This window comes from Stenotrophomonas sp. CASM110, assembly GCF_049384345.1.
GTDB lineage: Bacteria > Pseudomonadota > Gammaproteobacteria > Xanthomonadales > Xanthomonadaceae > Stenotrophomonas > Stenotrophomonas muris.
Genome location: NZ_JBMRGI010000009.1, coordinates 62,427 through 86,297, shown reverse-complemented (window position 1 = coordinate 86,297; position 23,871 = coordinate 62,427). Strand labels below are relative to the sequence as shown.

Here is a 23,871-nt window from a genome sequence, read left to right as displayed (position 1 = left end):
ACATCCACGCATGGCGTGGATCTACTGTAGAGCCGAGCCCATGCTCGGCTCCGGAAGCAAGCCAGCCGAGCATGGGCTCGGCTCTACAGGCCGGTCAATGGGAGAACTCGCGCAGCATCACCGCGATCGAGGCCACGTTGGCCAGCACGCACAGCCAGAACACCCACTGGAATGCGGCTTTGCGATGCTTGTGGCGGAACAGCGCCTGGCCCAGCAGCGCGCCGGGCCAGCCTCCGGCGAAGGCCAGCAGCTGCAGGGTGCGCTCGGGAATGCGCCATCGCTTTCGCTGCGCCGAGCGCTTGTCATGGCCATAGAGGCCGAACGACACCGCACTGGCCAGCAGGCACCAGCCACCCAGCCACAACGGCAGCACACCGCTGATCATCAAGGCGGTCAGCGCGCCGAAGGCGGCCAGCGCGAGGTTACGCCGCCACGCCACTTACAGCGCGTCGAGGAAGCCGCGCACGGCCGGACCGAAACGCTCGAAATCGACGAGGAAGGCATCATGGCCCTGTGGCGATTCCAGGCCGATGAAGCGCGCATCGGCACCGCCGGCACGCAGGCCGTCGGCGACCTGTTGCTGCTGCTGCACCGGGAACAGGATGTCGGTGTTGGCGCCGATGGCCAGTGCCTTCTCCACCCGGATCTTCGCCAGCCCGGCCAGCACGTCGCCGTCGGCGTACTCGGCCAGGTCGAACCAGTCCATCGAACGGCTCAGGTACAGATAGCAGTTGGGATCGAAGAAACGCACGAAGCGCCGTGCGTGGCCTTCCAGATAGCTTTCCACCTGGAATTCCAGCCCGAACGGATCGTCGTCGGCCTGGTCCGAATCCAGCCGCACGCGGCCGAAGCGGCCATCCCATTCCAGTGCCGAGCGGTAGGTGATCACGCCCAGCTTGCGCGCCATGCGCATGCCGGACTCGGGGTACTCGGCATCGTCGTAGTGGCCGCCATTCCAGCGCGGGTCGAGACGGATCGCCTCGCGCTGCAGCGAGCGGATCGCGATCGAGAACGGCAGCGCCTGCGCACTGCCGGAAATGTTGACGTGGCTGCGCGCGATGCCCGGGTGCAGCATCAGCACGGCCAGCGCGGTCATCCCGCCCATGGAATTGCCGACCACGCAGGCCAGCTGCGCGATGCCCAGCGCACGCACGACTTCGATCGCGGCGCGAGCGCCGTCTTCGATCGACAGCTCGGGGAAGTCCAGGCGGTAGGGCTCAGCGCTGGCCGGGTTGATCGAGGCGGGGCCGGTCGATCCCTTGCAGCTGCCCAGCGAATTCACGCAGACCACGAACCAGCGGCGGGTATCGATGGGTTTGCCGGGGCCAACCATCGCTTCCCACCAGCCCGGCGCCGGATTGGCCTCGTTGGCCGCCGCATGCGCATCCGGCGACAGGCCGGTCACGATCAGGATCGCATTGCTGGCGTCAGCGGCCAGCGTGCCCCAGGTCTCGTAGGCCACGCGTGCGCCGTGCAGGGTGCCACCGCGCTTGAACGGGAACGGCGAGGGCAGGGCGTGGAAGCGGGTGCCGGGCGGGATGAATTCGGTCATGCAGTCATTCTAGCGGGGCCGCATGTGGAGCTGGCGACACGCTGGTTTCCATGGATGGATGGACGCGGACCGGACCGTCGCATCCACGCATGGCGTGGATCTACTGTAGAGCCGAGCCCATGCTCGGCTGCGGTTGAGTTGCCGGCGCCGGGCAGCCGAGCATCGGCTCGGCTCTACAGGTCAAGGGAAGCGCAGCTCCACAACACCGTCGTGGGGCAGGCTTACCTTCACCGGAACGCTCTGCAGGTCGTCCTCGCTGCGGTTGGCGCTGCCGCTGCGCGAGATGCGTGCCACCACTTCCACTTCGCGATGGGCCGACAGCGGTGCGGTCGGCATCGGGCTGTCACCGTCGCCCAGCCCGACCGTGTCCGGGAATCCGCTCAGCGGCAGCTTGCGAGCGGCCACCGGCATCGGCGGGCCGCCGACGGCACGGGCCAGCACGAACACCTGGGTGCTGGCTGGCCACTCGGCGTTCTTCAGTGCCGGCAGCTGCACGCGCACCTGCAGCAGCGCCGGTGGCGCCGCAGCGCCAGCATCGGGCGCCTGGCCAGCGGCCTCGCGCGCGAGGGCGATCTGTGCCTGCAGCGCCTGCGCGGCACCCGGCTCCAGTCGTGGCAGCAGGCCGCTCCACACATCCGCGGCCTCGGCGTTCTTTCCGCGCTGGCGCAGGGCGATGCCCAGCAGCCAGCTGGCGCGCTCGGCATCGGGAGCCTGTGCGCGCGCCTGCTGCAACCAGGCCATTGCGGTGTCATCGAACTGCTTGCCGGCATCAGCCTGCGCGCGCGCCTGCGCGGCTTCCACCAGCACGCCCGGATCATCCGGTGCCAATGCGGCGGCCCTCGCGAAGGCATCCGCCGCGGCTGCGGCGTTGCCCAGTTCGGCCTGCGACCGGCCCAGCAGCGCCCAGCCATCAGCCCGCTGCGGGTCTCGCTCCAGTGCGTCCTGCAGTGCCTGCACGCCATCGCGCAGGGTGGCTGCCGACGGGGTCGGTTGTACCTGTGCCGCCCTTGGGTCACCGACCAGCAGATACAGGCAGGCACCGGCCACGCCCAGCGCGAGCACGCCGACCACGAAACCGCGCCGACCGCGCTGGCGCAGTGGCCACAGCACCAGCGCTGCCATCAGCGCGGCGACCAGCCCGGCCAGCATCGGCAGCCAATGGTTCACCATTCGTCTCCTTCATCGGCCTTGCCGGCCGGCGCCGCGCCGACGGTGCGTCCACGTCGGCGGACGATGCCCAGCACTACCAGTGCACCGGCGCCGAGCACCAGCAGGGGGCCACCCCACAGCAGCCAGGTGCCCGGCTGCAACGGTGGTTGATAGAGCACGAACTCACCGTAGCGCGCGACCAGGAACTGCTTGATCTGTGCGTCGTCGTGCCCCTGCTGCATCAGCTGCAGCACCTCGCGGCGCAGGTCCTGGGCGATCTGCGCGTTCGAATCGGCCAGCGACTGGTTCTGGCACTGCACGCAGCGCAGCTGCGCGGCCAGGTCATGGAAGCGGCGTTCCTCGGCGTCATCGCGGAACTGCAGCGGCTGCGGATCGTGCAGCGGCTGCTGGGCCAGCGCGGCCAGCGGCAGCATCAGGAGCAGCAACGCCAGCAGCCAGCGCATGGGCTCAGGGCGCCGTATGCAGGGTGTTGCCGGCACTGCCCTGGGCCTTCTCGATCTTCTGCAGCGCCGGGATCAGCTTCTCGTCGACCACGCGCTGGGTCATCGCACCGCTGTACTTCCAGCGCACGATGCCGCTGCCATCGACCAGGAAGGTTTCCGGTGCGGCGGTCACGCCCCAGTCGATCGCGGTGCGGCCCTCGACATCGCTGAGCACGACCATGAACGGGTTGCCCAGCTGTTCCAGCCAGTGCAGCGCGTCGGTCGGGTCGTCCTTCCAGTTGTAGCCGATCACGCGCACACGCTTGCTTTCCGCGAACCGGGTCAGCACCGGGTGTTCTTCGCGGCAGGCCGCGCACCAGCTGCCCCACACGTTCAGCAGGTAGGGCGCGCCGCGCAGGTCGTCGCTGTGCACGATCATTTCCGGGTCGTGCAGCACCGGCAGCGCGAATGCCGGCGCCGGTTTGTCGATCAGTGCCGACGGCAGTACGTCGCGCTGCGGATCGCCTGATTTCATCACCCCGTAGATCATCAGCCCGAGCAGGCCGAAGAAGAACAGCACGCCGATCACGATGGCTACCGGCGGCAGCGGGCGGGAGGGACGCGGGGTGGGGGACTCGGACATGGGAACTCCTACGGACGACGGAAACGGCGATCGGCGGCGGTGATGAATCCGCCCAGGGCCATCAACAGCGCGCCCAGCCAGATCCAGCGCACGTACGGCTTGATGTGCACCCGGACCGCCCATGCATTGTTGCCCAGCGGCTCGCCCAATGCCACGTAGACGTCACCATTGAAGCGTGCATCGATGCCGGCCTCGGTCATCACCTGGCCGCCGCTGGCGTACTGGCGCTTCTCCGGGTGCAGCAGGGCCAGCTCGCGGCCGTTGCGGAACACGCGCAGGTGGCCGCGGTCGGCGATGAAGTTGGGGCCTTCGCGATGGTCCACGCCTTCGAAGCGCACTTCGTGGCGACCGACCACCAGCTGCTGGCCCGGTGCCAGCGCCACTTCGCGCTGCACGTTCAGCGCCTCCACCAGCAGCGCGCCGGCCACGAACACGGCAATGCCGGCGTGGGCGACGATCATGCCGAGCATTTCGGCGGTTAAGCGGCCATTGCCGCGCAGGCGCTGCCAGACGAAGCGTGCGGTGCCGAGCGCGACCCAGGCCGCAGCGGCCACGCCGATGCCGGCCTTCCAGCCGTTCTGCGGCGCCTGCCACCAGGCCAGCGCGCCCAGCAGCAGCGCCAGGCCCAGCCACGGTGCCAGCAGCGCGAAGGCGCGCGAGGGCTGGTCACGCTGCCATTTCACCAGCGGGCCAAACGGCAGCAGCAGGATCATCGGTGCCATCAGCAGCAGGAACAGGCTGCCGAAGTAGGGCGGGCCGACCGAGATCTTGCCCAGCGACAGCGCATCGGCCAGCAGCGGGTACAGCGTGCCGAGCAGTACCATCGCGCAGGCGGTGGCCAGCAGCAGGTTGTTGGCCAGCAGCAGGGTCTCGCGCGAGGTGGCGGTGAAGCCACGGCGTGGGTCCTCGGCGTCCACGCTCAGCTGGCTGGCACGCAGCGCGTACAGCAGCAGGCTGCCACCGACCAGCACCGACAGGAACACCAGGATGAACAAGCCGCGCGAGGGATCGGCGGCGAACGAATGCACGCTGGTCAGCACGCCGGAGCGCACCAGGAACGTGCCCAGCAGCGACAGCGCGAAGGCGGCGATCGCCAGCAGCAGGGTCCAGCTGCCGAAGGTGCCGCGCTTTTCAGTGACGGCCTGCGAATGGATCAATGCCGCACCGACCAGCCACGGCATGAAGCTGGCGTTCTCCACCGGGTCCCAGAACCACCAGCCGCCCCAGCCCAGCTCGTAATAGGCCCACCAGCTGCCCAGCGCGATGCCCAGGGTCAAAAAGCCCCAGGCGACGTTGGTCCATGGCCGCGTCCAGCGCAGCCAGCGTGCGTCCACGCGGCCTTCCAGCAGTGCGGCAACCGCGAAGGCGAACGGCACCGCGAAGCCGACATAGCCCAGGTACAGCATGGGCGGATGGATGATCAGCCCCGGGTCCTGCAGAAGCGGATTGAGGTCGCGGCCTTCCAGCGGTGCCGGGTTCAGGCGCAGGAACGGGTTGGAGGTGAAGATCAGGAAGGCGAGGAAGCCGACGCTGACCACGCCCATCACCGCCAGCACGCGCGCCTGCACCGGTGCCGGCAAGTGCCGCGAGAACAGCGCCACCGCGCCGGTCCACAGCGCCAGCACCAGCGCCCACATCAGCAGCGAGCCCTCGTGCGCGCCCCAGACCGCCGAGTAGCGGTAGACCATCGGCAGCAGCGTATTGGAGTTCTCGGCCACGTAGCGCACCGAGAAGTCCTGCTGCACGAACGCGGCGGTCAGTACCACGAACGCGCCGGCGACCAGCAGCAGCTGCGCGAACGCGGCCGGTCGTGCCACCGCCATCCACGCCGTATTGTTGCGCTGCGCGCCGACCAGCGGCAGGCCGGCCTGCAGCAGCGAGGCCAGCAACGCGCACAGCAGCAGGATCTGACCCAGTTCGGGCAGCACTCAGCGCACCTCGGGTGCCGTCACCGGCACGTCGTGCTTGCGATGGGCGTCGCCCATCTTGTCGGCCACTTCCTTCGGCACGTACTTCTCATCGTGCTTGGCCAGCACCTCGTCGGCGACGAAGGTGCCGTCCTGCAGGCGGCCGCTGGCGACCACCGCCGTGCCTTCGGCGAACATGTCCGGCAGGATCCGCGACGTGGTCACCGCCAGCTGCGCGTCGCCGTCGGTCACCTCGAAGCGCGCCTCCAGCGAGCCGACCGGTCGGTTGAAGGAACCTTTCACCACCATGCCACCGAGGCGGAAGCGCGACTGTGCATCGACATCGCCGCGCAGCACTTCCGACGGCGTGTACAGGTAGGCGATGTTGCGCTCCAGTGCCATCGCCACCAGTGCGGTGGCCAGGCCGGAGGCGAGCAGGGCCAGCAGCACCCACACCAGGCGGCGGCGCTGTACCGGGGTCATCGTTCCAGCTCCGTCGACAACGGCGTCGCTGCGTCCTGCCTGCCGGCGCGGGTCTGCTGGCGCTGCTGGCGGGCCAGTGCCAGCCGGCGCGCCACGCGCAGGCGCAGCCACGAACCGATGGCATCGGCGCCGAGCACCAGCACGAACACCGCGTAGGCACCGATCACATACGGCAGGTGGGTCATGGCTGGGCCTCCCGGGCCGGGCGTCCGGCATCGACGCGGCCGCCGACCCAGGCCTTGCCGGCCTCGCGGTCGAGATTGTCGGCGCGGGCCTTGGCCAGCACCGAACCGGCGAACCAGAACTTGGTGCCGATCACCATCCACCACAGCGGCGCGATCATCGCGCTGCTGATCGCCGATTCACCGAATACGTTGATCGACTGGCGCTGGTGCAGGCCGCCCCACCAGTCCACCGAGTAGCGGATCACCGGCAGCAGGCTGACACCGACAATGGCCAGCAGGCCAGCGGCGCGCGCGGCGCTGCGGCGGTCCTCGATGGCGTGGTACAGGCCGATCACGCCCAGGTACAGGAACAGCAGTACCAGTTCGCTGGTCATGCGCGGGTCCCAGTCCCACCAGGTGCCCCAGGTGCCCTTGCCCCAGATGCTGCCGGTCAACAGGGTGATCAGGGTGAAGCCGGCGCCCATCGGCGCGCAGGCCATGGCCAGGATCTCGCAGACCTTGATCCGCCAGACCAGTGCGATGGCCGCATACAGCGCCATCAGCGCGAAGACGAACAGGCTCATCCAGGCACTGGGTACGTGGATGTAGAGGATGCGGAAGCTGTCCAGCTGCTTGGCTTCCGGTGGCACCACCAGCAGCGCCTGCCACATGCCGACCAGCAGCACCGGCACCGCCGCGAGGTAGAACACCCGCGACCAGCGGGCAGCGAAACGGTCGAACGTGGGGGGCGAACCGAGTTGGTGGAACCAGCGGACAATCGGATTCATGCGTGGCGGCTATCCAGCAGGGGTGGATTGGCTCTCAGCTCGGTCAACTCAGAGAAATACGTATTGCAGCGGCAGTGGCCAGCGGCGCCAGCACCAGCGCGACCAGCAGGCCGGCGCCCAGCATCAGCAGCGCACCGACCGGATCCTGTCCGCGTCCGGCTGCCGCCAGGCTGCCTGCGCCGAATACCAGCACCGGCACGTACAGCGGCAACGACAGCAGCGCCACGAGAATACCAGAGCGTCGGATGCCAACGGTCAGTGCAGCGACCACGCCACCGATCAGGCTCAGCAACGGCGTGCCCAGCAGCAACGATGCCAGCAACATCGGCAGCTGGTCATGCGGCAGATGCAGCATTTCGGCCAGCAGCGGGCTGACCACGATCAGCGGCAGCGCAGTGGTGGCCCAATGCAGCAGCACGCGCACCAGCACCAGCCAGGCCAGCGGCACCGGCGCCAGCAGCCATTGTTCCAGCGAGCCATCCTCGGCGTCGGAACGGAACAGCGAATCCAGCGACAGCTGTCCGGCCAGCAGCACGGCCAGCCACAGCACTGCACCGGCGGTGGCGGCCAACAGCTGTGGTTCGCGGCCCTGGGCCAGGGCGAACAGCACTACTACCAGCACCGCGAACAGCAGCGGCTGCAGCGCGTCGCCGCGGCGGCGCCAGAGCAGGCGCAGGTCGCGCTTGAGCAGGGCGCCCGCGGTCTGCCACAGGCCCGGTTCGGTACCCGGCGCGATCATGCGGCACCGCCGAGGTCGAGCTGGCGGGTACGCACCGGCGGTGCGGCATAGGCGCCATGGGTGGTGACCAGCGCAGCGCCGCCGGCGCGCAGGTGCGCCGAGATCATCCGGTTGACCAGGGTGATGCCCTCCAGGTCGAGGTTGGCATAGGGTTCGTCCAGCAGCCACAACGGCGCCGGCGACAGCCAGATGCGCGCCAGTGCCAGCCGCCGCTTCTGTCCGGCCGACAGATGCCGTACCAGGGTGTCCTCATAACCGGCCAGGCCGACGATGGCCAGCGCGTTGCCGGGCATCTGCCGCGCACGCCGTCCGTGCAGGCCGCACAGGAAATGCAGGTTTTCCAGCGTGCCGAGGTCCGGTTTCAGCGCTGGCAGGTGGCTGAGGTAGGCGACATAGCGCGCGCGCTCGGCATTGCTGGCCGGCTTGCCGTCGATCCGCACCTGGCCGGCACCGGGCCGGGCCAGGCCGGCCAGCACGCGCAGCAGGGTGGTCTTGCCGGCGCCATTGCCGCCCTGCACCAGCAGGGCTTCGCCGGCGTCCACATGGAAGTCCAGCGGGCCGAACACCGGCTCGTCATTGCGGGAGAAGCTCAGGCCGCTGGCAGCCAGCAATGCAGGGGTGTTCAAGGGGCAAAGGTCTTCATGCCGGAGTGCGGCGGCAATTGTAGCGGTGAATGCCGATGGCAGTGCCGGCCGCTGGCCGGCAATTTCGCTATCTGCCAGCCGAGGTTGCCGGCCGGCGGCCGGCACTACCGACGCGCGGATTGCGTAAACTCGCAGGTCTGTTCCCCCACAGCCCAGGCCGATGCAACCCACCACCAAGCTGCCCAAGGTCGGTACCACGATCTTCACCGTGATGTCCCAGCTCGCCGCCGAACACGGCGCGGTCAACCTGGGCCAGGGTTTCCCGGACTTTTCGGCGCCGCAGCGCCTGATCGACGAGACCGCCAGGGCGATGGCCGCCGGGCTGAACCAGTACCCGCCGATGACCGGCGTGGCGCCGCTGCGCCAGGCCATCGCACAGAAGGTGCTGGACTGCTACGGCGCGCAGGTCGATGCGGACAGCGAGATCACCGTCACCAGCGGTGGCACCGAGGCCATCTTCAACGCCATCCACGCCGTGGTGCGTGCCGGCGAGGAAGTGATCGTGCTGGACCCGGCGTATGACTGCTACGAACCGGCGATCGACCTGGCCGGTGCCAGGGCCGTACATGTGTCGCTGGATCCGCAGACGTTCGCGGTCGATTGGGACCGCGTGCGCGCAGCGATCACCCCGCGCACCCGCATGCTGATCGTCAACACCCCGCACAATCCGTCCGGCGCGATGCTGTCGGCGCAGGACATGCAGGCGCTGGCCGAACTGCTGCGCGGCACGCAGATCTACCTGATCTCCGATGAGGTGTACGAACACATCATCTACGACGGCCGTCGCCATGAATCGGCGCTGCGCTACCCGGAACTGCGCGAGCGCGCGTTCGTCATCTCCAGCTTCGGCAAAACCTACCACTGCACCGGCTGGAAGATCGGCTATGCGATCGCCCCGCCGGCGCTGACCGCCGAGTTCCGCAAGGTGCACCAGTACAACACCTTCACCAGCTTCGGCCCGGCGCAGCATGGCTTCGCCGCGATGATCCGCGACGAACCCGAACACCACCTGGAACTGGGCGCGTTCTACCAGGCCAAGCGCGACCGCTTCCGCGAGCAGCTGGCCGGTACCCGCCTGAAGGCGCTGCCGGTGCCGGGCGGCTACTTCCAGCTGGTCGACTATTCGGCGATCAGCGACCTGCCGGACCATGAGTTCGTGAAGTGGCTGACCATCGAGAAGGGCGTCACCGCCATTCCGCTGTCGCCGTTCTATGAGACTCCGCCGGCCGGCCAGCGCCTGGTGCGCCTGTGCTTTGCCAAGAACGAAGCGACCATGGACGCGGCGATCGAACGCCTGCGCCTGCTGTGAGCGGAGACACGGACATGCAGGACCTGCGCATTTCCCTCGTCCAGGGCGACACCCGCTGGCATGACCCGGCCGGCAACCGCGCCTACTACGGTGCGTTGCTGGCACCACTGGCGGGCAGCACCGACCTGGTGATCCTGCCGGAGACCTTCACCAGTGGCTTCTCCAACGACGCCATCGCCCAGGCCGAAGGCATGGACGGGCCGACCGTGGCCTGGGTGCGCGAACAGGCCAAGGTCTTGAACGCGGCGGTGATCGGCAGCGTGCAGCTGCGCGCGGGCGACGGCGTCTACAACCGCCTGCTGTTCGCTACGCCTGATGGCGGGCTGCAGTACTACGACAAGCGGCACCTGTTCCGCTACGGCGGCGAGCATGAGCGCTATGCCGCTGGCCGTGAGCGCCTGAGCGTGGAATGGAAGGGCTGGCGGATCAATCCGCAGGTCTGCTACGACCTGCGCTTCCCGGTGTTCTGCCGCAACCGCTACAACGTCGAACGCCCGCAGCAGCTGGATTTCGACCTGCAGATCTTCGTCGCCAACTGGCCGTCGGCGCGCGCCTATGCATGGAAGACCCTGCTGCGTGCGCGGGCGATCGAGAACCTGTGCTTCGTGGCGGCGGTGAACCGCGTCGGCGTGGACGGCAACCAGCTGCACTACGCCGGCGACAGCGCGGTGATCGACTTCCTCGGCCAGCCGCAGCTGGAGATCCGCGAACGCGAACAGGTGGTGACCACCACCATTTCGGCCGAAGCACTGGCTGCACATCGCGCGCGTTTCCCGGCGATGCTCGATGCTGATGCCTTCCACCTGGACGAGCAGGCCTGAAACAGCACGACGGCGGCTGAATGCCTGCCACGCAGCGCGCGCGCCTGCATCCAGCGTGCACGCGCGCGCTGCTAGATTCGCCGGCAGTCCGACCGAACTGGAAGTCCTGCCATGAACAAGCCCTTCGCCCTGCTGCTGGCCCTGTCCGCTGCTACGCTGGCCCCGGCCGCGCACGCCGCCGGCAACCTCGATTGCCAGCTGCGCTACAACCTGTCCGGCTGGTCACTGATCTACAAGACCGCTTCCGGCAACGGCACGGTCAGCTGCAGCAACGGCACCAGCCTGCCGGTGCGTATCGAAGTGAAGGGCGGCGGCCTGACCGTGGGCAAGTCGAAGATCACCAATGGCCGTGGCAGCTTCACCGGCGCCGTCAGCGTCAACGAGCTGCTGGGCACCTACGCCTCGGTTGGCGCGCATGCGGGTGCCGTGAAGTCCAGCAACGCGCAGGTGATGACCAAGGGCGACATCTCGCTGGCCCTGTCCGGCACCGGCAAGGGCTGGGATCTGGGCGTGGACGGCGCCGCCTTCACCATCAGCCGGCGCTGAGCCGTGCCGGCCGCTGCAGCCACAATGCAAGCAGGCCGCACACGATGAGTGTCGGTGCCAGCAGTTGCAGTGCACCGACCACGGCCATCGCCACGCCGATCAACAGGTAGTAGAGCAGGCCGAACAGGGCGCCCGCGCTGCCCAGGCAGTGCGGGTATCCGCGGAGGGCCTGGCCCAGCACATTGGGAATGGCCAGGCCGAACCCGGCCACCACCGGTACCATCGCCGCGACCAGTGCCGGCTGATTGTGCAGCAAGGCAGCCAACAGGCCACCGGCCAGCACCAGCCCTGCGGCGAGCCGGATGCGCGTGGCGGAGGCAACGCCTGCGCGCAGCAGGCGAGCATTGCCCCATGCACCCAGCGCCGAGCCGAGCGCCAGCAGCGCGCCGCTGGCACCGAACCAGGCCAGCGGCCAGTGCAGGCGTTCGAATACGAACGGGCCCAGCGCGTACCAGCTGTACATCGCCACGTTGAACGCCATCACCAGCAGCGCCTGTGACCACATCCAGCGATCACGCAGCAGTTGCCACAACAGTGGCAGCATGGGGGTGTGCGCGACTTCCGCAGGGCGGCTCTCGCGCAGGCCCGTTGCGCATCCGAGCATCAGCAGGCTGACCATCAGCAGCAGGCCGGCCTGCACGCCGGCATAGCCATGGCTGTCCACCAGCAGCACACCCAGTGCCAGCCCGATCGCCGGGCTCAAGGCCAGCGCCATGCCGATCCACGAGAACGCCTGCGCCAACGCCGGACCCTTCAGGTGATCGCGCAGTACGGTCTGGGTTACCACCGAGGCCGCCGCCGCACCCAGTGCGGCCAGTGCCTGCGCCAGCAGGACCTGGCCGAACGTGCTGGCCAGCAGGCCGCCGCAGGCGGCCAGTACGAACACGGCCAGGCCGCAGAGCAGGGCAGGGCGACGACCGACATGGTCGGCCAGCCGTCCCCATAGCAGGACGCCGGCGGCAAAACCGAACAGGTACAGGCTCATGGCCTGGCTGGCGGCGCCGGGGGGCAGTGCGAAGCGCCCGGCGAGGTCGGCCAGGGCCGGGCTGTACAGGGTCTGCGCCAACTGGGGGAACATCAGCAGCGCGATGGTGAGCAACAACAGGCGACGCGACATGCGGGTGCTCCGCAAACAGGGCCGCGTATTGTGGTGGCCGGCGGAGTGGCGCACTCTGTCGGTCCGGCCAGGAAATGGATGAAATCGGACATGGCGTGGCTGCAACCGGATGCGCACTTCGATGCGGATGCCTGGAGCGCACCGGTGCTGGGCATCGCGTCGTCGCTGGCCGATCATGATTCGGGTTGGCACCAGCACGCGCGCGCGCAGTTGCTGTACACCCGGCGGGGCTGCACGCGGCTGACCTTCGGCGACCGCATCAGCCTGCTGCCGCCCTCGCGCGCGGCATGGATTCCCGGCGGCCTGCGCCATCGCGCACAGATGCGCCAGGCCGTGGACTACCGCTCGCTGTATTTCGATGCCACGTTGTCGGCACGGCTGCCGCAGCAGCCGGCGATCATCGGCGTCGGTCCCCTGCTGCAGGCATTGCTGGAACCGATCGCGCAGGCGCCGTTCGACCATGACTGGCGGGCGCCACGCGCGCACCATCAATTGGCGTTGTGCGTGCTGGAGATCGCCGCCGCACCGGTGGCGCCGATGGACCTGCCGCTGCCACGCGATCCACGCATCGCGCGCTGCCTGCCGCTGGCCGAGCAGTTGCCGCCTGAACTGGGTGAGCTCGCTGCGCGTGCGGGCCTGAGCGTGCGCACGGTCGGCCGGTTGATGCAACGCGACACCGGCATGGGCTACCAGGCCTGGCGCCAGCAATGGCGCCTGATGCGTGCCATGGAGCTGCTGCTGCTTGGCCATCGCATCGGGCACGTTGCGCAGGACACTGGTTTTTCCGCCGAGAGTCCGTTCATCGCCTTTTTCCGCAGCATGACCGGCACCACGCCCGCCGCTTTCCAGCGCCACGCAAAAGGGGACGGAGGGGATTAAGTCGCTTTCGCCCTTCGACGCACAGCGTGGCGAAAACGACTTAATCCCCTCCGTCCCCTTTTCAAAGAAAAACCCCGGCCGGAGCCGGGGTTCTGCATTTCAACGTGGCTGCCGATCAGCCGCCGCGCGGGCCGCTGCGGCGCGGGCCGCCGGGACCGCGGTTGCCACCGGGGCCGCCCGGGCCTCGGTTGCCACCCGGACCACCGGGACCACGGTTACCACCCGGGCCACGGTGGTTGCCACCGCCCGGACCGCGACCGCCCGGACGGGCGCCGTGTGCCGGCTTCGGGCTGCCATACGGGTTGAAGCCCGGGGTGGCGTGGTCGGACGGGAAGCTCGGGGCGTTGCCCGGATGGCCGTACGGGTGCTTGTTGCCCTGGCCCTGCGAGCGGTTGCCGCCACCGGCCGGACGACCCTGGCCGCCTGCGCCGCCACGGCCTTCGCCGCCGAAACCGCCACGGCCCTGGCCGCCACCGGCGCCTGCGCCCGGGCCCTTCGGCTTGCCGTACGGACGGCCCTGGCCGCCTGCACCCGGACCACGGGCACCGGGGCCGCGTGCGCCCGGGCCGGCGTTGCGATGGCCGCTCGGGCCGGTGCTCACGCCATCCGGCACGTACCAGGTGCGGAACGCGGCCGGATTGCCTTCCGGCAGCGAACGATCATTCTTCTGGGCGCGCTGCTTGAACGGCTTCTGCGACTGCTTGGCTGCCGCTTCACCGCTGACCGTCAGGCCGCCCTTGAAGCCGCCACCCTTGCCGCCGCGACCACGGCCGCGGTCTTCGCGGACGTTGTCGAAACGACGCAGCTCGCGGCCTTCGTCGGCGGTGTTGTGGCCGTTGACGTAGGCGTTGCCACGGCCACCTTCGCGCACGCGCACGGTGGTCTTGGCCGCGCGGCGCTGGCCGATCACCGGCTGCAGCGTCAGTGCCGACGGTGCGCCTTCTTCCAGCTTCAGCTGGGCGCGCAGGGCTTCAACCTGCGTGGTGCCCAGTTCCACCGAATGGCCACGGGCCAGTTCGCGCGGCAGGCTCACCTTGCCATAGCGGGTGCGCTTCAGGCGGCTGACCTGGCAGCCCTGCGACTCCCACAGCCGGCGCACTTCGCGGTTGCGGCCTTCCTTCACCACGACGCGGAACCAGTCGTGCGAATCGGTGCCGCCAATGCGTTCGATCTCATCGAACTTGGCTGGGCCGTCTTCCAGCGCGACGCCACGGGTGAGGCGGTCGACGATGGCGTCAGAGACCTTTTCCTCGCCTTCCGGCGCACGCACGCGCACCACGTACTCGCGCTCGACCTCGAACGACGGGTGCATCATGGCGTTGGCCAGCTCACCGTCGGTGGTGGCCAGCAGCAGGCCGGTGGTGTTGATGTCCAGGCGGCCGATGGCGATCCAGCGCGCGCCCTTCAGCGGCGGCAGCGACTCGAACACGGTCGGGCGGCCTTCCGGATCATCGCGGGTGGTCACTTCGCCTTCCGGCTTGTTGTAGACCAGCACGCGCGACGGCTCGGCCAGGGCGGTGGCGACGAAGCCGCGGCCATCCAGTTCGATCTTGTCGCCGCTCTTGACCGACATGCCGGTCTGCGCGACTTCACCGTTGACCTTGACCAGGCCTTCGGCGATGCGCTGTTCCAGCGCGCGGCGCGAGCCGAGGCCGGCCTGTGCGAGCACCTTGTGCAGGCGTTCTTCCAGCTTGAACTGTTCGGAGGTGGCTTCGCGCTTCAGCGAGAGCTTGTTACGGGGGGTGTCACTCATCAGTTTTGCTCCGGCCGACGGTTTCGAGGTCGGCCTCTGGTTCGGAATCGGCTTGGTCAACAGCCACGGTCGTCATCGCGACGGCGTTGTCTTCGCGTTCGTTCAGGGGCACCGCGCGCTCGCCCGGCGCGGAATCGGGGTGCCCATCATCGAGGGGCGAAGGTGCTTGCTCATCGGTGGCCGACGCAGGGGCTGCATCGGCGGAATCGGGGGTGTCACTGCCGGCTAGGCTGGCATCATCGTTCGCGGCAGCGCCATCGGCGCCGGCCGAGATGTCCGGACCCTCGGCACCGGCGACGGCCGGCGCATCGCGGTCCAGGGCAAGCTGCGGTTCCAGCTCGCCCAGGTCCTTCAGCTCCGACAGCGGCGGCAGTTCGTCCAGCCGCTTCAGCCCGAAGTAGTCCAGGAAGCCCTTGGTGGTGCCGAACAGCGCCGGTTTGCCGGGCACGTCGCGGTGGCCGACCACGCGGATCCACTCGCGTTCTTCCAGCGCCTGGATGATGTTGCTGCTGACCGCCACGCCGCGCACCTGTTCGATCTCGCCGCGGGTGATCGGTTGCCGGTAGGCGATCAGCGCCAGGGTTTCCAGGGTGGCACGGGTGTAGCGGGTCTTGCGTTCGGTCCACAGCCGGCTGATCCAGCCATGCACTTCGCCGGTGACCTGGTAGCGGAAGCCGGAGGCGACCTCGACCAGTTCCACGCCGCGGCCTTCGCAGGCCTCGCGCAGGCGTTCCAGCGCACGTTCGATGCTGCCCGGCGGTGCCGGTTCCTCTTCCGGGAACAGGTCCTTCAGCTGGGCCAGGGTGAGCGGCTGGCTGGAAGCCAGCAGGGCACCCTCGACAATGCGGTTGATCAGCGATTGATCCATCGGCAGTCAGCGCTCACTCGTCTGCATTGGCGTCGTCGTCGTTGTCGTCGAACTCGCTGCTGAACTGCAGCGGGGCATTGGTGTTGCCGGCCGCCAGCGACTTCACGTAGATCGGCGCCAGCGGTTCTTCCTGGACGATGTCCAGCAGCTGTTCCTTGGCCAGCTCCAGCACCGCCAGGAACGTGACCAGCACGCCCAGCTTGCCTTCTTCGGCGGTGAACAGCCCTTCAAAACGATAGAACTTGCCATCTTCCAGGCGTCCCAGCACTTCGCCCATGCGTTGCCGCACGCTCAGTGCCTCACGCTTGATGGCGTGGCCGCTGAACAGCTCGGCGCGCTTGAGCACGTCGTGCAGGGCCAGCAGCATTTCCTTCAGGTCCACCGGCGGCGGCAGCTTCACCGTGGCACGTTCGGGCATGAAGGCATGTGCCACGGTGGTATCGCGGTCCTGGCGGGGCAGGGCGTCGATGTTCTCGGCGGCCTGCTTGAAGCGTTCGTACTCCTGCAGCCGGCGCACCAGTTCGGCGCGCGGGTCGGCTTCATCGCCTTCCTCGCTGACCGGGCGCGGCAGCAGCATCCGCGACTTCACCTCGGCCAGGATCGCGGCCATCACCAGGTATTCGGCCGCCAGCTCGAAGCGTAGCTCGCGCATCACGGTGATGTACTCCACGTACTGCCGGGTGATCTCGGCAACGGGAATGTCCAGTACATCCAGGTTCTGGCGGCGGATCAGGTACAGCAGCAGGTCCAGCGGGCCTTCAAAGGCATCCAGGATGACTTCCAGCGCGTCCGGCGGGATGTACAGGTCCTGCGGAATCTGCAGGACCGGTTGCCCATGCACCACGGCCAGCGGCATTTCCTGCTGCTGGGGGGCGGGCGGCCGGGTTGGCGGGTTCGCGTCGAGCGCGAGTTCGGAAGTCATCTAATGGAGATCAGGATTGCAACGGACCAGTCGCGGCACCGGGTTCGCCGGGCCAACGCCACGGAGCCCCAAGGCGCCAGACACGCCGGGATCGGCGCGATTCCACACATATCAAACAGCGGGACGCGCCGCGGTAAACGGCAGCGACAGAACTACGGGGAGGTCGTCTACGTGGCCCGGCCGGGTGGTCCGGTTTGAAGCAGCGGGACGGTCGTCGGGGGCTGCGTTGGCCGCAAAAACCGACGGGCCGCTGCATCCAGCCACGTGCAATGGAGTCTAGGGTAAGCCTTTGCCGCGCCAGTGTCCAGCCGGACCGGGGCGGGGGCTGCATTGGCTAGAATCTGCGGACCCGACAACGCAAGCGAGGAAATGCCGGTGTGGTATGTGATCGAAGGGTATGACGGCCAGGATGTGCTGGCGCAGCGGCTGCAGGCGCGGCCGGAACACCTGGCGCGGCTGCACGCGCTGCGCGACGAGGGACGCCTGCTGCTGGCCGGCCCGTGCCCGGCGGTGGACAGTGAAGACCCGGGCCCGGCCGGTTTCAGCGGCTCGGTGGTGATCGCGCAGTTCGAGTCGTTGCCGCAGGCCCAGGCCTGGGCCGATGCCGACCCGTACGTGGCTGCCGGCGTCTACACCCGCGTGCAGGTACGCCCGTTCCGCAAGGTCCTGCCGTGAACGCGGAACGGATCGAGCGGATCCGTGATGCGCTGCAGCAGGCGCTGGCACCCAGCGTGCTCGAGATCGAGGATGACAGCCATCGCCATGCCGGCCATGCCGGCGCGCGCGACGGGCGCGGCCATTTCAACGTCCATGTGGTGAGTGAACGCTTCGCCGGACTGGCTCCGTTGGCCCGGCATCGCGCGGTCTATGCCGCGCTGGGGTCGATGATGGACACCGATATCCACGCGCTGTCCATCCGCGCACATACCCCGTCAGAACAGGGCTGAGCCCTTGTCCCGCACTGTCCTGGCGGGTCCGCAAGGGCCTGGCCACGGACAGGTTTTCATGTCCATTTCGGGACATTCGCCTAACGGACTGTTTACAAGCCCAGATGGAAACGCTTACATTCCGCGCCAATGCTGGTAGGTCCAAGCCGTGGAGGGCGGCTTCGTGAACAAGGCAGCTATCACAATCAAAGACGTCGCACGCGAAGCCCGGGTCTCCGTGGCCACGGTTTCCCGCGCGCTCAACGGGCATGAAAATGTCGCCGAACCGGTCCGCCAGCTTGTGCTGGAGGTGGCCGCACGGCTGCGTTACACCCCGCATGCCGCCGCCCGCAGCCTTAGCAGCCGCCGCACCAATACGGTGGGCGTGGTGCTGCCTGACCTGTACGGCGAATTCTTCTCCGAACTGATGCGCGGCATCGACGGCGTGGCCCGCAACCGCCGCCAGCACCTGCTGGTGTCCAGCTACCACGGCGACCAGGAACAGCAGGGCGCCGCCCTGCGTGCCATGCGCGGCCGCGTCGACGGCCTGCTGGTGCTCTCGCCCTATGCCGAGAGCCCGGGCTTCCTGACCGACAACCTGCCGCAGTCGCTGCCGACGGTGTTGATCAACACCTATCTGCCCGGGCAGGACCATCCGGTGCTGAGCATCGACGACCACGCCGGTGCGATGGCGATGACCCGCCACCTGCTGGACGCCGGCCACCGCCGCATTGCCTTCATTTCTGGCCCGGACCTCAACTTCGACGCGCGCGAGCGCCTGCGCGGCTTCCGTGACGCGCTGGTGGCGTTTGGCAGTGGCGCCGAAGGCATCGAGCTGCCCGGTGATTTCGACGAAGCTTCCGGCCATCGCGCCGGTCAGGAGTTGCTGGCAGCCGGAGCGCTGCCCGATGCCGTGTTCGCCGCCAACGACATGATGGCCCTGGGCTGCCTGTATGCGTTCACGCAGGCTGGTGTCCGTGTGCCGGCCGATGTTGCCCTGGCAGGTTTCGATGACATTCCACTGGCGCGTTTCGTCCACCCGTCGCTGACCACCATGCAGGTCAGCATCGCCGAGCTCGGCGACCGGGCCATGACGCGTCTGATGCAGTTGATGGACGGCACCTCCACGGATGGGACAGGGGACAAGCAGACCCTGGTTCCCCGCTTGATAGTTCGCGATTCCACCACTCCGCCATCCGGCCATTGAAGCCAGAGGCGTTCCTTCTTTTTTTTGACTGATCGCAGGGACCGCGCAAGCGGTTACCGCCACCCGGAGATTGAGTTGATGATGCATACCACCTTCCGCATGCCGGCGCGCCGGCTGCTGAGCACCGCACTGGTCAGCTGCCTGATGCTGGCTGCCGCCCCCAACGTCATGGCGCAGTCGGCCAACGCCAGCCTGCGCGGCCAGGTTGCCGGCGCCCAGGCAGGTACCGAAGTGACCGCCACCAACGTGGCTACCGGTACCGTCCGCCGTGGCACCATCCGCGCCGACGGCAGCTACTCGCTGATGGGCCTGGACCCGGGTACCTATGACGTGGTCGCCAACGGCCAGACCCAGAAGGTCACCGTCACCGTGGCCTCGACCGCGACGCTGAACTTTGCCGGTGCCGCCAGCAGCACCCCCGGTTCGACCGCGGCCACCAACCTGGACACCGTCAACGTCGTCGCGCCGACCCTGCTGCAGGAAGTGCGCACCTCCGAAGTCGGCAAGACCGTCAGCCTGCAGCAGATCCAGACCACCCCGCAGGTGTCGCGCAACTTCCTGGAGTTCGCCGACGCGGTGCCGGGCATGATCTTCACCCGTGACGCCAAGGGCAACACCTCGCTGCGCGGCGGTGCGACCAACGCCGACGGCACCAACGTGTACATTGACGGTGTGGGCCAGAAGAGCTACGTCAAGGGCGGCGGCGTGGCCGGCCAGTCCGGCAGCGCAGGCAACCCGTTCCCGCAGCTGGCCATCGGCGAATACAAGGTCATCAGCGGCAACTACAAGGCCGAGTACGGCCAGGTGTCCAGCGCCGCGATCACCGCTGCGACCAAGTCGGGTACAAACGAGTTCAAGGGCGAGACCTTCTATCGTTACACCAACGACAGTATGCGTGCGATGACCCCGGCCGAACGCCAGCCGGGAAAGAGCAAGGAAGAATCGGCGGAGAAGGAATACGGCTTCGCGCTGGGCGGCCCGATCATCAAGGACAAGGCCCACTTCTTCGTGACCTACGAAGCCAAGCGTTTCGATCTGCCAGTGACCATTGCCCCGAATGGCGCGGTCACCAGTGCTGCCTCGCAGCTGCCGGCGGCGGCCGCCGCCGGCCTGGGCCCGGCCAGCCAGCCGTTCAAGCAGGACCTGATCTTCGCCAAGATCGACGTCGAGCCGACCGACAACGACCGCATCGAGTTCACAGTCCAGGATCGTGACGAGAATCAGCAGCAGTTCAGTGACCAGACCTCCAAGGAGCATGGCAAGGTCACTGACAACACAGACCGTCGTTTCGCGCTGCGCTGGAATCACAGCGGTGAGCGCTTCTACAACGAGCTGATGGTCACCCACGAGAAGTCGTTCAACAACCCGCTGCCGCTGACCCTGGGCAACGGCTACGTGTACACCGCGCCGGACGGCCGTGACATCGACGGCAACACCCCGCAGGAACGCACCATTGTGGAAATCGGTGGTGCCAGCGCCTTCGCCTCGCAGGTGAAGGGCCAGAAGGGCTGGTCGATCGAAGACAACCTGACCCTGGACGGCTTGGAGTGGGCTGGCGACCACACCATCAAGATGGGCGCCAAGTACAAGAAGATCAATCTGTACGCCTCCGACGCGCAGCAGATCAACCCGCAGTTCTACTACACCGTGGGCAACCCGGAATTTGGCATTGATACGCCGTACAAGGCGCAGTTCACCAAGCCGATTACTGGTGTCAGTGGCGTGTTGCCGGAAGTACGCTCGAAGACCACGCAGATTGGCTTGTTCATTCAGGACGATTGGCAGGTCAACGACCACCTGCAGTTGAACCTTGGCCTGCGTTGGGACTACGAGAAGAACCCGACCTACCTGGACTTCGTGACCCCGCCGGAAGTGGTCAGCGCGCTCAATGCGCAGGATCCGCATGGCCCGGCCGGGCAGAGCTACGCGCAGACGCTCGCGTTGAGCGGCCTGAACATCAACGACTACATCAGCAACGGCCACAACCGCAAGGCATTCAAGGATGCCTGGCAGCCGCGGCTGGGCTTCTCGTATGACATCAATGCCGACGAGCAGCATGTGATCCATGGTGGCGCCGGTCGTTCCTACGACCGTGATCTCTTCGACTACCTGGCGTTGGAAACCACCAAGCTGGCCCTGCCGCAGCCGACCGTGTACTTCCGCGACCCGCGCAGCGGAGCCTGCCTGTACGGGCAGAACCCGTGCTTCGATTGGAACCCGAACCTGCTCAATGGCATCGGCAACGTGCAGGCCCTGCTGGGCAGTACCAGCAACGAAGGCCTGGAAGTGGACCTGCTCAACAACAACTTGAAGGTGCCCTACGCGGACCAGTTCAGCCTGGGCATGAGCAACCAGATCGGGGAGTGGCTGACCGACGCCACCATCTCGCGCACGCTGACCTATGATGGCTTCGCCTACACCTTGGGCAATCGCTTCCGCAACGGCAACTTCTTCGACAACCAGATGCTGTGTGGTGCCGAAAAGCCAACCTACGGCCAACCGTGGGGTTGCAACATCCCCGGCTTCGGCAGCCTGATCATTGGCCAGCAGGGCATCAAGACCCGCGCTACCCAGATCCTCCTGTCGGCGCAGAAGCCGTACACCAAGGAAAGTGGCTGGGGTACCTCGATCGCCTATACCTGGACCACTGCGCGCCACAACCGCAACATCGATGAGCACTACTCGTTCGATCGCGGCACCATCGGCGAATACCCATACATCAAGTCCAACGGCGCGCCGCGCCACCGTCTGGTGGTCACGGGCTCCTACGATGGCTTCTGGGGCATCACCTTCGGTGGCAAGCTGACCTTGGCCACCCCGGTGGCGGGCAACGACTGGTCCTGCGTGGCACAGGCCGGCAACCCGAACTGCCTGCCGACCCCGGCCGCCGGCTACCCGGGGGGCAACGGCCGCTTCCTGCTCGGCGGCAAGATCTTCGGCTACCGGTCGCTTGACCTGCAGGCGACCAAGACCTTCAAGCTGGCCGGCGATACCGAGTTGTATGCGCGTATCGACATCATCAACGTGCTCAACTTCGACAACTTCTCCAACCTGAACTACGTGAAGAGCGACGGCAAGCTGCTGGTGAGCTACAACGAGACCGGCGACATCGTCGGTACGCCGCGCCAGGTCAAGGCCGAAGTGGGCTTCCGCTTCTAAGCCCGGGCGGTGATGCATGACCCGATGCCGCCGGCTCGCTGGCGGCATCGGTGAAGACGGCAATGGCCGGCCCCGTGCCGGTCCATTGCCCACGCCGCTGCCGGCCAGGGGGCAGCGGCGTGGGCAATGATCGCGGTGTCAGGCCACGTTTTTCGTGGTTTTTTAAGCACACACCTTGTAAACGATTTCAGATCATTGGACGGTATGCTTTCCCATCGATCAGACCACCGGAGGAACCGCGCCATGCAGGCACGCCATCTGTTGTCCGCCGCAGCGCTGAGCCTGGCCGTGGCCGCCTGCCAGCCGGCCCAGCAGGAACCTGCCAAACCGCGCCCGCCGGTGATCCTGATCGAGGCCGATGCACCGCCTCGGCCCATGAAGCCTGAGCTGCCGCCGCTGTTCGATGACATCGAGCGCCGCACCTTCCAGTTCTTCTGGGATACCACCAACGAGGTCAACGGGCTGACCCCGGACCGCTACCCGTCGCGGCCGTTCGCCAGCATCGCCTCGGTCGGCTTCGCGCTGACCGCCTATCCGATCGGCATCGAGAACGGCTGGGTCAGCCGCAACCAGGCGATCGACCGCACGCTGACCACGCTGAAGTTCTTCCGCGACGTGCCGATGGGCCCGCAGCGCACCGGCAAGGCCGGTTACAAGGGCTTCTACTACCACTTCCTGGACATGCAGGAAGGCCGTCGCTACGACAGCTGGGTCGAGCTGTCATCGGTGGATACCGCGCTGCTGATGATGGGCGTGCTGTTCGCGCAGTCGTACTACGACGGTGATGATCCGCGCGAGAAGGAAATCCGCCAGATCGCCGATACGTTGTACAAGAAGGTCGACTGGCCGTGGCTGCAGCAGCGTGCACCGCTGATCTCGATGGGCTGGTTCCCGGAGAGCGGTTTCATCGACCACGACTGGATGGGCTACAACGAGGCGATGATGGTGTACATCCTCGCCCTGGGCTCGCCGACGCACCCGGTCAGCCCGGACGCGTGGACGGTGTGGACGCGTACCTACGACAACGACTGGGGCGTCTACCAGGGCCAGGAATACCTGTCCTTCGGCCCGCTGTTCGGCCACCAGTACAGCCACGTCTGGATCGACTTCCGCGACATCCAGGACGCTTACATGCGCGAGCGCGGCAGCACCTATTTCCTCAACAGCCGGTCGGCCGCGCTGGCCCAGCGCGAATATGCCATCGCCAACCCGATGCAGTGGAAGGAGTATGGCGAGAACGTGTGGGGCCTGACCGCCAGCGATGGTCCGCAGAACACCACGCAGGAGTACCGCGGCGAGCAGCGCCAGTTCCGCCACTACTCCTCGCGCGGCGCCGGCCTGCGCGAGAACTTTGATGACGGCACCATCGCCCCGACCGCTGCGATCGCCTCGGTGGTGTTCGCCCCCGAGCAGGTGATCCCGGCCACGCTGGAGATGCACAAGCGCTTTGGCGACTACATCTATTCCAGCTACGGCTTCCTGGATTCGTTCAACCCCAGCTTCAACTACGACATCCCGATCAAGACCGGTCGTCTGGTTCCCGATCGCGGCTGGGTCGCCAGCGACTACATCGCCATCGACCAGGGCCCGATCCTGACCATGATCGCCAACTACCGCGATGACTTCGTCTGGGAAGTGATGAAGAAGAACCCGTACATCCGCAAGGGCCTGGAGCGGGCCGGGTTCAGCGGTGGCTGGCTGGCGCCGGAAGGCTCGTTCCAGCCGCTGGAACTGCAGAAAGACGAAAAGGCCGCGGCAGCACGCGCGGTGGGTATCGCCGAATCACGCGCGGCTGCCGCGCAGGAACAGAAGAACAATGCCAACCGCACCACAGGCCAGGGCAAGTAGCCCG

The 23,871-nt window shown here is 67.5% G+C and carries 24 protein-coding genes; 9 read left to right on the top strand and 15 right to left on the bottom strand.

All coding sequences use genetic code 11. The annotated features are described in order from the left end of the window. Positions 1 to 94: 94 nt before the first annotated feature. The 11 genes from VG561_RS09955 to ccmA form a co-directional block, all read right to left on the bottom strand. Positions 95 to 439, bottom strand: coding sequence for a DUF1294 domain-containing protein (locus VG561_RS09955; protein WP_423179554.1), 345 nt, complete (start codon positions 437 to 439; stop codon positions 95 to 97). Beyond that, positions 440 to 1,552, bottom strand: a complete 1,113-nt coding sequence (gene metX, locus VG561_RS09950) for a homoserine O-acetyltransferase MetX (protein ID WP_049405995.1) — start codon at positions 1,550 to 1,552, stop codon at positions 440 to 442. It lies immediately after the preceding gene. 180 nt (positions 1,553 to 1,732) lie between these two features. Then, on the bottom strand, positions 1,733 to 2,722 hold the full coding sequence (locus VG561_RS09945; protein WP_046431705.1) for a tetratricopeptide repeat protein: 990 nt from the start codon (positions 2,720 to 2,722) through the stop codon (positions 1,733 to 1,735). Further along, a complete protein-coding gene (locus VG561_RS09940) occupies positions 2,716 to 3,165 on the bottom strand; it encodes a cytochrome c-type biogenesis protein (RefSeq protein ID WP_005417657.1) in 450 nt (149 codons plus the stop codon). The genes VG561_RS09945 and VG561_RS09940 overlap by 7 nt, the downstream gene beginning before the upstream one ends. 4 nt (positions 3,166 to 3,169) lie before the next feature. After that, positions 3,170 to 3,787 carry a DsbE family thiol:disulfide interchange protein gene (locus VG561_RS09935; RefSeq protein ID WP_014647766.1) on the bottom strand — a complete coding sequence of 206 codons (618 nt, stop codon included), beginning with the start codon at positions 3,785 to 3,787 and terminating at the stop codon, positions 3,170 to 3,172. An 8-nt stretch (positions 3,788 to 3,795) separates the two neighbouring features. Then, positions 3,796 to 5,715 carry a heme lyase CcmF/NrfE family subunit gene (locus tag VG561_RS09930; protein ID WP_423179553.1) on the bottom strand — a complete coding sequence of 640 codons (1,920 nt, stop codon included), beginning with the start codon at positions 5,713 to 5,715 and terminating at the stop codon, positions 3,796 to 3,798. After that, positions 5,716 to 6,177, bottom strand: coding sequence for a cytochrome c maturation protein CcmE (ccmE, locus tag VG561_RS09925; RefSeq protein WP_014647764.1), 462 nt, complete (start codon positions 6,175 to 6,177; stop codon positions 5,716 to 5,718). It lies immediately after the preceding gene. Next, positions 6,174 to 6,362: a heme exporter protein CcmD gene (gene ccmD / locus VG561_RS09920; protein WP_019660476.1), complete on the bottom strand. Its 189-nt coding sequence runs from the start codon at positions 6,360 to 6,362 to the stop codon at positions 6,174 to 6,176. Before ccmD ends, ccmE begins: the two co-directional genes overlap by 4 nt. Further along, positions 6,359 to 7,129: a heme ABC transporter permease CcmC gene (gene ccmC / locus VG561_RS09915; RefSeq protein ID WP_032960090.1), complete on the bottom strand. Its 771-nt coding sequence runs from the start codon at positions 7,127 to 7,129 to the stop codon at positions 6,359 to 6,361. The genes ccmD and ccmC overlap by 4 nt, the downstream gene beginning before the upstream one ends. Positions 7,130 to 7,172: 43 nt before the next feature. Further along, a complete protein-coding gene (gene ccmB, locus VG561_RS09910) occupies positions 7,173 to 7,868 on the bottom strand; it encodes a heme exporter protein CcmB (protein ID WP_006456616.1) in 696 nt (231 codons plus the stop codon). Then, a complete protein-coding gene (gene ccmA / locus VG561_RS09905; RefSeq protein WP_414616775.1) occupies positions 7,865 to 8,434 on the bottom strand; it encodes a heme ABC exporter ATP-binding protein CcmA in 570 nt (189 codons plus the stop codon). Before ccmA ends, ccmB begins: the two co-directional genes overlap by 4 nt. 238 nt (positions 8,435 to 8,672) lie before the next feature. Here ccmA and VG561_RS09900 point away from each other — a divergent pair, with 238 nt between their 5' ends. The 3 genes from VG561_RS09900 to VG561_RS09890 all read left to right on the top strand — a co-directional run bounded on the left by VG561_RS09900 (position 8,673) and on the right by VG561_RS09890 (position 11,188). Continuing rightward, positions 8,673 to 9,821 (top strand): pyridoxal phosphate-dependent aminotransferase, encoded by a 1,149-nt coding sequence (locus VG561_RS09900; RefSeq protein WP_032960092.1) that lies wholly within the window; start codon positions 8,673 to 8,675, stop codon positions 9,819 to 9,821. A gap of 14 nt (positions 9,822 to 9,835) precedes the next feature. Continuing rightward, complete coding sequence (locus VG561_RS09895) at positions 9,836 to 10,642, top strand: amidohydrolase (RefSeq protein WP_423179552.1); 807 nt, start codon at positions 9,836 to 9,838, stop codon at positions 10,640 to 10,642. 111 nt (positions 10,643 to 10,753) lie between these two features. After that, a complete protein-coding gene (locus tag VG561_RS09890; RefSeq protein ID WP_014037831.1) occupies positions 10,754 to 11,188 on the top strand; it encodes a hypothetical protein in 435 nt (144 codons plus the stop codon). On the opposite strand, the gene VG561_RS09885 is transcribed toward VG561_RS09890, so the two are convergent. Then, the gene (locus tag VG561_RS09885; protein ID WP_100450333.1) at positions 11,175 to 12,305 is read right to left on the bottom strand and encodes an MFS transporter; all 1,131 of its coding nucleotides are present in this window, start codon (positions 12,303 to 12,305) and stop codon (positions 11,175 to 11,177) included. The genes VG561_RS09890 and VG561_RS09885 overlap by 14 nt on opposite strands. Before the next feature lie 90 nt (positions 12,306 to 12,395). On the opposite strand from VG561_RS09885, the gene VG561_RS09880 reads away from it, so the two are divergent. After that, the gene (locus VG561_RS09880; protein ID WP_069116916.1) at positions 12,396 to 13,184 is read left to right on the top strand and encodes an AraC family transcriptional regulator; all 789 of its coding nucleotides are present in this window, start codon (positions 12,396 to 12,398) and stop codon (positions 13,182 to 13,184) included. Positions 13,185 to 13,299: 115 nt separating this feature from the next. On the opposite strand, the gene VG561_RS09875 is transcribed toward VG561_RS09880, so the two are convergent. From VG561_RS09875 to VG561_RS09865, 3 genes are read right to left on the bottom strand one after another with little or no spacing between them, the layout of a single operon-like run. Continuing rightward, positions 13,300 to 14,937 (bottom strand): pseudouridine synthase, encoded by a 1,638-nt coding sequence (locus VG561_RS09875; RefSeq protein ID WP_014647756.1) that lies wholly within the window; start codon positions 14,935 to 14,937, stop codon positions 13,300 to 13,302. Further along, the gene (gene scpB / locus VG561_RS09870; protein WP_014647755.1) at positions 14,930 to 15,805 is read right to left on the bottom strand and encodes an SMC-Scp complex subunit ScpB; all 876 of its coding nucleotides are present in this window, start codon (positions 15,803 to 15,805) and stop codon (positions 14,930 to 14,932) included. The genes VG561_RS09875 and scpB overlap by 8 nt, the downstream gene beginning before the upstream one ends. Positions 15,806 to 15,818: 13 nt before the next feature. Further along, entirely contained in the window at positions 15,819 to 16,727 is a 909-nt protein-coding gene (locus VG561_RS09865) for a segregation and condensation protein A (RefSeq protein WP_014647754.1), read from the bottom strand. Positions 16,728 to 17,102: 375 nt separating this feature from the next. Between VG561_RS09865 and VG561_RS09860 the strand changes: the two genes are divergently transcribed. From VG561_RS09860 to VG561_RS09840, 5 genes are all read left to right on the top strand, one after another. Next, the gene (locus VG561_RS09860) at positions 17,103 to 17,402 is read left to right on the top strand and encodes a YciI family protein (protein ID WP_014037825.1); all 300 of its coding nucleotides are present in this window, start codon (positions 17,103 to 17,105) and stop codon (positions 17,400 to 17,402) included. Next, positions 17,399 to 17,674 carry a BolA family protein gene (locus tag VG561_RS09855; protein WP_014647753.1) on the top strand — a complete coding sequence of 92 codons (276 nt, stop codon included), beginning with the start codon at positions 17,399 to 17,401 and terminating at the stop codon, positions 17,672 to 17,674. The genes VG561_RS09860 and VG561_RS09855 overlap by 4 nt, the downstream gene beginning before the upstream one ends. Positions 17,675 to 17,822: 148 nt before the next feature. Beyond that, the gene (locus VG561_RS09850) at positions 17,823 to 18,860 is read left to right on the top strand and encodes a LacI family DNA-binding transcriptional regulator (protein ID WP_014647752.1); all 1,038 of its coding nucleotides are present in this window, start codon (positions 17,823 to 17,825) and stop codon (positions 18,858 to 18,860) included. A 78-nt stretch (positions 18,861 to 18,938) separates the two neighbouring features. Continuing rightward, positions 18,939 to 22,019 carry a TonB-dependent receptor gene (locus VG561_RS09845; RefSeq protein WP_046431674.1) on the top strand — a complete coding sequence of 1,027 codons (3,081 nt, stop codon included), beginning with the start codon at positions 18,939 to 18,941 and terminating at the stop codon, positions 22,017 to 22,019. 243 nt (positions 22,020 to 22,262) lie between these two features. Further along, positions 22,263 to 23,867, top strand: a complete 1,605-nt coding sequence (locus VG561_RS09840) for a glucoamylase family protein (protein WP_014647750.1) — start codon at positions 22,263 to 22,265, stop codon at positions 23,865 to 23,867. Positions 23,868 to 23,871: the final 4 nt, after the last annotated feature.

Coding starts and splice junctions, on each gene's coding strand:
- metX (WP_049405995.1), bottom strand. CDS start 1,552: ATGACCGAATTCATCCCGCCCGGCACCCGCTTCCACGCCCTGCCCTCG.
- VG561_RS09945 (WP_046431705.1), bottom strand. CDS start 2,722: ATGGTGAACCATTGGCTGCCGATGCTGGCCGGGCTGGTCGCCGCGCTG.
- VG561_RS09940 (WP_005417657.1), bottom strand. CDS start 3,165: ATGCGCTGGCTGCTGGCGTTGCTGCTCCTGATGCTGCCGCTGGCCGCG.
- VG561_RS09935 (WP_014647766.1), bottom strand. CDS start 3,787: ATGTCCGAGTCCCCCACCCCGCGTCCCTCCCGCCCGCTGCCGCCGGTA.
- ccmE (WP_014647764.1), bottom strand. CDS start 6,177: ATGACCCCGGTACAGCGCCGCCGCCTGGTGTGGGTGCTGCTGGCCCTG.
- ccmD (WP_019660476.1), bottom strand. CDS start 6,362: ATGACCCACCTGCCGTATGTGATCGGTGCCTACGCGGTGTTCGTGCTG.
- ccmC (WP_032960090.1), bottom strand. CDS start 7,129: ATGAATCCGATTGTCCGCTGGTTCCACCAACTCGGTTCGCCCCCCACG.
- ccmB (WP_006456616.1), bottom strand. CDS start 7,868: ATGATCGCGCCGGGTACCGAACCGGGCCTGTGGCAGACCGCGGGCGCC.
- VG561_RS09900 (WP_032960092.1), top strand. CDS start 8,673: ATGCAACCCACCACCAAGCTGCCCAAGGTCGGTACCACGATCTTCACC.
- VG561_RS09895 (WP_423179552.1), top strand. CDS start 9,836: ATGCAGGACCTGCGCATTTCCCTCGTCCAGGGCGACACCCGCTGGCAT.
- VG561_RS09890 (WP_014037831.1), top strand. CDS start 10,754: ATGAACAAGCCCTTCGCCCTGCTGCTGGCCCTGTCCGCTGCTACGCTG.
- VG561_RS09885 (WP_100450333.1), bottom strand. CDS start 12,305: ATGTCGCGTCGCCTGTTGTTGCTCACCATCGCGCTGCTGATGTTCCCC.
- VG561_RS09880 (WP_069116916.1), top strand. CDS start 12,396: ATGGCGTGGCTGCAACCGGATGCGCACTTCGATGCGGATGCCTGGAGC.
- VG561_RS09875 (WP_014647756.1), bottom strand. CDS start 14,937: ATGAGTGACACCCCCCGTAACAAGCTCTCGCTGAAGCGCGAAGCCACC.
- scpB (WP_014647755.1), bottom strand. CDS start 15,805: ATGGATCAATCGCTGATCAACCGCATTGTCGAGGGTGCCCTGCTGGCT.
- VG561_RS09865 (WP_014647754.1), bottom strand. CDS start 16,727: ATGACTTCCGAACTCGCGCTCGACGCGAACCCGCCAACCCGGCCGCCC.
- VG561_RS09845 (WP_046431674.1), top strand. CDS start 18,939: ATGATGCATACCACCTTCCGCATGCCGGCGCGCCGGCTGCTGAGCACC.
- VG561_RS09840 (WP_014647750.1), top strand. CDS start 22,263: ATGCAGGCACGCCATCTGTTGTCCGCCGCAGCGCTGAGCCTGGCCGTG.